Origin of the sequence: Gordonia sp. (in: high G+C Gram-positive bacteria) (assembly GCF_049299075.1) — a bacterium.
Classification (GTDB): Bacteria; Actinomycetota; Actinomycetes; order Mycobacteriales; family Mycobacteriaceae; genus Gordonia.
The window spans coordinates 1-5,401 of record NZ_JBAQWU010000241.1 but is presented as its reverse complement, the minus strand read 5'-3'; the positions used below and the strand labels follow the sequence as shown (position 1 = coordinate 5,401).

Annotated in this window: 3 protein-coding genes; all 3 read left to right on the top strand. The window is 66.4% G+C overall.

From position 1 onward, the window contains the following. The coding region (locus WAW85_RS07570) for an ABC transporter ATP-binding protein (protein ID WP_422559014.1) at positions 1-1,647 on the top strand (1,647 nt) is incomplete at its 5' end. Then, the gene (locus WAW85_RS07565; protein ID WP_422559013.1) at positions 1,644-3,590 is read left to right on the top strand and encodes an ABC transporter ATP-binding protein; all 1,947 of its coding nucleotides are present in this window, start codon (positions 1,644-1,646) and stop codon (positions 3,588-3,590) included. The genes WAW85_RS07570 and WAW85_RS07565, both read left to right, overlap by 4 nt. Positions 3,591-3,679: 89 nt before the next feature. Continuing rightward, the coding region (locus WAW85_RS07560; protein WP_422559012.1) for a cupredoxin domain-containing protein at positions 3,680-5,401 on the top strand (1,722 nt) is incomplete at its 3' end.

The window sequence follows — 5,401 nt, the reverse complement described above, 5'->3', positions numbered from 1 at the left end:
GCCATGCTCTACCTGCCCACCCTTAACGCCGACATCATCGACGACGGCGTCGCTAAGGGTGACACCGGCTTCATCCTGCGCACCGGCGGCGTGATGCTGGCTATCTCCGCCGCGCAGGTGATCTGTTCGGTGACCGCGATGTTCTTCGGCGCGCGCGCCGCCCTGGGCGCCGGTCGCGATATCCGACACGATCTGATGCATCGCACCAACGACTTCTCCGCCCGCGAGGTTGGCAAGTTCGGTGCCCCCTCCCTGATCACCCGCACCACCAACGACGTCCAGCAGGTCCAGTTGCTCGCGGTGATGGGCGTTTCGATCCTGGTGATGGCGCCAATCATGGCCATCGGCGGCATCGTGATGGGCATGCGGGTGGCCTTACCCATCTCGTGGATTCTGGCGATCGCGATCCCGGTCCTCGGACTGACGATGGCGTTGATCATCGGCCGAATGATCCCCGGTTTCCGCGCAATGCAGTCCCGGATCGACGATGTGAACCGAGTGCTGCGCGAGCAGATCACCGGCATCCGCGTGGTCCGCGCCTTTGTCCGAGAGCGGCACGAAACCGCACGGTTCGCCGTCGCCAACGACCGGCTAGCCGACGCCTCGCTCCGCGTCGGCCGGATGATGGCGCTGATGTTCCCCGCTGTCATGCTGATCACCAACCTGACCTTGATTGCGGTGCTCTGGTTCGGCGGCAAGCAGATCGGTGACGGAAGTATCGAAATCGGCGTGCTGACCGCGATGATCAGTTACGTCATGCAGATCATGATGGCGGTGATGATGGCCTCGTTCCTGGCGATGATGGCACCTCGCGCCGGGGTCTGCGCCGAACGCATCTGCGAGGTCCTCGACACCGAGACCTCCGTCGCCCCGCCCGCTGATCCACAGCCGATCCGCGGCAATCCGGCGGTAGTCGAGTTTGCCGACACCGAGTTCCGTTATCCGGGTGCCGCCGAACCGGTGCTCTCGAATATCTCGTTCACCACCGCCCCCGGCACGACCACCGCGATCGTCGGTTCCACCGGCTCGGGCAAAACGACTCTGCTCAATCTGGTGCCGCGACTGCTGGACGTGACCGGCGGCGGCGTGCAGGTCGGCGGCGCGGACCTGCGCACCGTCGACCTCGACGAGTTGCGCCGGAATATCGGATTGGTGCCGCAGCGCGCGTACCTGTTCTCCGGCACCGTCGCCGACAATCTGCGCCAGGGCAAACCAGAGGCGAGTGAGGAAGAGATGTGGGAGGCGCTGCGCATCGCGCAGGCCGACGACTTTGTGCGGGCGATGCCCGACGGTCTGGCGACCGACATCGCCCAGGGCGGCACCACCGTCTCGGGCGGTCAGCGGCAACGCTTGGCGATCGCCCGGGCGCTGATCCGCAAGCCGTCGATCTACTTGTTCGACGACTCGTTCTCGGCGCTGGACCTGACGACCGACGCCAAACTGCGTGCGGCATTGCGGCCGGCCACCCGCGACGCGGCAGTCATCGTCGTCGCCCAGCGACTCTCCACGATCACCGGCGCCGACCAGATCGTCGTGCTTGATCGGGGCCAGATCGCCGGGATCGGAACGCACGAGGAACTCCTGACATCGTGTCCAACGTATACCCAGATCGCCGAATCCCAGCTCGCGATCGGGCAGGCGTCATGAGCCGCCCCGGAAACACCGCGAGCAGCCCGAGCCTGCCCCGCGGCGGCCCGCCCGGCATGGCACCGACCTTGGCGAAGGCGAAGAGCTTCAAGCCAACACTGAAGCGGTTGGTCCGCCAGTTGGGCGCCTACCGCGGACGACTGCTGGTGATTCTGGCGTCGATCGTCGGATCGGTGACACTCTCTGCGGTAGCCCCCCGTGTTCTGGGTCGGGCCACCGATCTGCTGTTCGACGGCTTCATCGGGTCACGACTGCCGGCCGGACTCACCAAAGACCAGGCCGTCGAGCAGCTGCGGGAACACGGTCAGGGCACCTTCGCCGACATGGTCTCCTCGATGAACGTCGTTCCCGGCGGCGGCATCGACTTCGGGGCGGTCGGCACCGTGCTGCTGCAGGTGCTGGTGCTCTACGTCGGATCGGCCCTGCTCGGGTGGTTGTCCGGCTATCTGCTGAATCAGGTGGTAGTCGCGACCATCGCCGGGATGCGCGCCGAGGTGGAAGAGAAGATCCACCGGCTGCCGCTGTCGTACTACGACGCCTCGGCGCGCGGCGATCTGCTCAGCCGCGTCACCAACGACCTGGACAATCTGTCGCAGAGCCTGCAGCAGACCATCAACCAGTTGCTGAACTCGGTCCTCATGGTGATCGCGATCCTGATCATGATGCTGACCATTTCGCCGCTGCTGTCGTTGATCGCGATCGCCACCGTGCCGCTCGCGGTGATCGCCACCGCACTGATCGCCAAACAGTCCAAGCCGCACTTCATCGGGCAGTGGACGTCGACCGGCAAGCTCAACGCGCAGGTCGAGGAGACGTTCACCGGGCACGAGCTGATCACCGCCTTCGGCCGTCGCGCGGAGGTGGAGGCAGTCTTCGACGCCCAAAACGAAACCCTCTACGAATCCAGCTGGAAAGCCCAGTTCATCTCCGGCATCATCATGCCGACGATCATGTTCCTCGGGAACCTGAACTATGTGGCGGTCGCCGTGGTCGGCGGCCTCCGGGTGGCGTCCGGGCAGCTGAGCCTGGGCGAGGTGCAGGCCTTCATCCAGTACTCCCGCCAGTTCACGCAGCCGCTGACCCAGATCGGGTCGATGTTCAACCTGATGCAGAGCGGGGTGGCCTCGGCCGAGCGCCTCTACGAGGTGCTCGATGAGCCGCAAGAGACGCCCGACCGGGCCCATCCGCAGAGCCCGGCCACCGATACCGGGCACATCGAGTTCGATGACGTCTCGTTCTCCTATCGGGTCGATCAGCCGCTGATCGAGCACCTGTCGCTGGCGGCGGAGCCCGGGCAAATGGTCGCCATCGTCGGCCCCACCGGCGCGGGTAAGACAACGCTGGTGAACTTGATCATGCGGTTCTACGACGTCGACTCGGGCACGATCCTGATCGACGGCGTCGACTCGCTGACGATGACGCGCGACGACGTCCGGATGCGCACTGGGATGGTGCTGCAGGACTCGTGGTTGTTCGGCGGGACGATCTACGAGAACATCGCCTACGGCGATCCGGCCGCAAGCTACGAGCAGGTAATCGAAGCGGCCCAGGCCTGCCACGTCGACCACTTCGTGCGGACCTTGCCCGACGGCTACGACACCCTGCTCGACGACGAGGGCGGCGGCGTCAGCGCCGGGGAACGGCAACTGATCACCATCGCCCGCGCCTTCCTGGCCCGGCCGACGATCCTGATTCTCGACGAGGCGACGAGTTCGGTCGATACCCGCACCGAGTTGCTGATCAGCCAGGCCATGGCACGGCTGAGCAGCGACCGGACGAGTTTCGTGATCGCACACCGGCTCTCGACCATCCGCAACGCCGACCTGATCGTGGTGATGGAGGACGGCCGCATCGTCGAACAGGGCACCCACGAGGAGCTGTTGGCCGCCCATGGCGCCTACTACCGCCTCTACAACGCCCAGTTCACCGCCGCGCTCGACTGAACTCCGAACCCCATCGAGACGCACGGCACAGCCGTGGGGACCAACGACCCAGTGATTAAGTGGAGTAGCACTCCGTAATATCGGGGGATGTGAGCGCCACCAACGAGACTCCTGCCGCACCGGGTACGGCGCAGCCGCCCACCCGGCCAATGAGCTGGCACCGGCGCGCCGGAATGCCGGTACGGATCTGGATGGTCGTGCTGATCGCCCTCGGGCTGACGCACTGGGCGCTGCCGGAGTCGCGGTGGCTACTGGTCCACGTCTTCACCATCGGGCTGGTCGCGAACTCGATTCTACTGTGGTCGCAAACGCTCGCCGAACGGTTCCTCGGCTACCACCTGCCGCCGGACCAGCGCCGCGGGCAACTGACGCGGATCTACACGCTCAACGTCGGGCTGATCGTGATGATCGTCGGCATGGTGGCCGGGCAATGGGTCCTCACCCTGGTCGGCGCCACCGCGATCGCCGTGGTCATCGCCTGGCACGCGGCGGCGATGGCCCGGTTAATCACCCAAGCGCAGCGGGGCCGTGCCGAACGTGGCGACGCACCCGCGGAGAATGCGCTGAACGCGTGGTTCTTCGTCGGCTCGGCAGCGCTGCTGCCCTTCGGCGCGGCCTTCGGGGTAGCGATGGCCTATGGTTTCGCCGACCCCGAGCAGGCCGGCTTCCTCCTCACCCACCAGGCGCTGAACATTTTCGGCTTCCTCGGCCTGGCCGCCGCCGGTGTGCTGATGCTGATGTTCCCGCGACTCCTGAGCGGAGCCGGCATCGCGGATCGACGACGCCCGTACGCCCTCGCCGTGCTGATCGCGGGCATCGCAGTGATCTGCGGCGGCGCACTGGCGGATCAGCCAGTGCTGGCGGCCGCCGGCGTGATGGTCTATCTGGCCGGCTGGCTGATCGTCGTCGTACCCTTTGTGCCGCTGCTGCGGCGGCGCCCGCCCGACTCCTTTGCGACGGCGTCGATCACTGCGGCGCTGCTGTGGCTGCTCGGCTCCCTGGTGGCCTACGCGGCGCTTCTGCTGACGGGTCCGTTCGAGGCGTACCGGCTCTCCATCCTGAGCGTCTGGTTCCTGGCCGGGTTCGCCGCGCAGCTGTTGTTCGGCGTGATGAGTCATCTGCTGCCGACGATGATGGGCGGCGGCGCAGTGACCGCCGCCGGTCTGCAGGAAATGAACCGTTGGTGGTTGTGGCGAGTGCTGGTGATCAACGGCGGTCTGCTGCTGTGGCTGCTACCGCTCGGCAGTTGGGCCAAGGTCGCGGTGTCGTCGTTGGTGATGCTGGCGTTCATCCTGTTTCTCCCCATCATGATCGCCAGCGCTCGCGCGGCAATGGCGGTCCGCAAGTCAGCGCACCCAACCGGTGAACAACCCTCGGTGGCAGTCACGCTGGGCACTCCAGCCAGCAGCCCACCACAGACGCCAGCAGCCCCATCGGCGCCGGCTCAGCAACGGGGACTGCAGGCGATCGCCGCAGCCACGGCACTGGCACTGGTGGTTGCCGTAGGCACCGCATTCGGAGGTTCGCAGAGCGCATCGGTCGGCGATGCGGCTGGCACGGCGACGCCGACCGGGAACACCACCACGGTCGCCGTCGAGGCCGTCGGCATGCGCTTCACCCCGAACACGATCCAGGTCCCCGCCGGCGACAAACTCGTCCTGAACGTCACCAACCACGACAGCATGGTGCACGACCTCGTGCTCGCTACCGGCGAGTCCACCGGCCGGATCGCTCCGGGCGCCACCGCCTCACTCACGGTCGAGGTGGTCGGCCGAAGCATCGACGGATGGTGCTCGATCGTCGGCCACAAG